Consider the following 752-nt stretch of genomic DNA (forward strand, 5'->3'; position numbering starts at 1 on the left):
CATGCGAAACAAGCATATTCGGCGGCAAAAGCCCCGACACGGACCGTGAAAAACCTGGAATACGACGCCATCGCGCGGATTACCCACAAACTGGTAGCCGCTGCAGGCAAAGGCCCCGAGGGCTTCAACACTCTGGCGGCCGCTCTTACAGACAACCGCCGACTTTGGACAATCTTTATGGCCGATGTCGCCAGCCCCAGTAACAAGTTGCCACAGGATCTAAAGGAACATCTGGTCTACCTGACCGAATTCACCCGGCAACACACCAGCAAAGTTCTGGCCCGCCAGGCCGACGTCAAACCGCTGGTCGATATCAACACGGCCATCATGCGTGGCCTTCGAAGCGGAGCACCTTGAGATGAGTGGACTAGTCCTGAAACTTGCCCCAAAAGAGCGCGTGCTGGTCAATGGTGCGGTGATTGAAAATGGCGATCGACGCAGTCGACTGTCGATTGTCACCCCGGATGCCAATATCTTGCGCCTGCGGGATGCGATCCACCCGGAAAACGCCAATACTCCGGTCCGTCGCGTCTGTTACGCCGCCCAGCTGATCCTCACAGGTGATATCGACGCCGAAGAAGATCGCCTGCCAATGCTGCGCCGGATCGAAGACCTGAGCCAGGTGTTCACCGATCCCGACAGCCGTGCTTCGCTTGCTGAAGCCACCGAAGCGGTGATCCAGAACAACCACTACCGCTGCCTCAAAGCACTGCGAAACCTGTTACCACGAGAGGATCGCCTGTTGGCGGTAC

2 protein-coding genes are annotated in these 752 nt (G+C 57.7%); both read left to right on the forward strand.

The window, feature by feature from the left end:
• Positions 1 to 357, forward strand: a 357-nt coding sequence (gene flaF / locus GO984_RS23275; protein WP_157024929.1) for a flagellar biosynthesis regulator FlaF, incomplete at its 5' end; no start/stop codon positions are given.
• Position 358: 1 nt separating this feature from the next.
• The coding region (gene flbT, locus GO984_RS23280; RefSeq protein ID WP_157024930.1) for a flagellar biosynthesis repressor FlbT at positions 359 to 752 on the forward strand (394 nt) is incomplete at its 3' end.

The organism is Parasedimentitalea huanghaiensis (genome assembly GCF_009753675.1).
Lineage (GTDB): Bacteria > Pseudomonadota > Alphaproteobacteria > Rhodobacterales > Rhodobacteraceae > Parasedimentitalea > Parasedimentitalea huanghaiensis.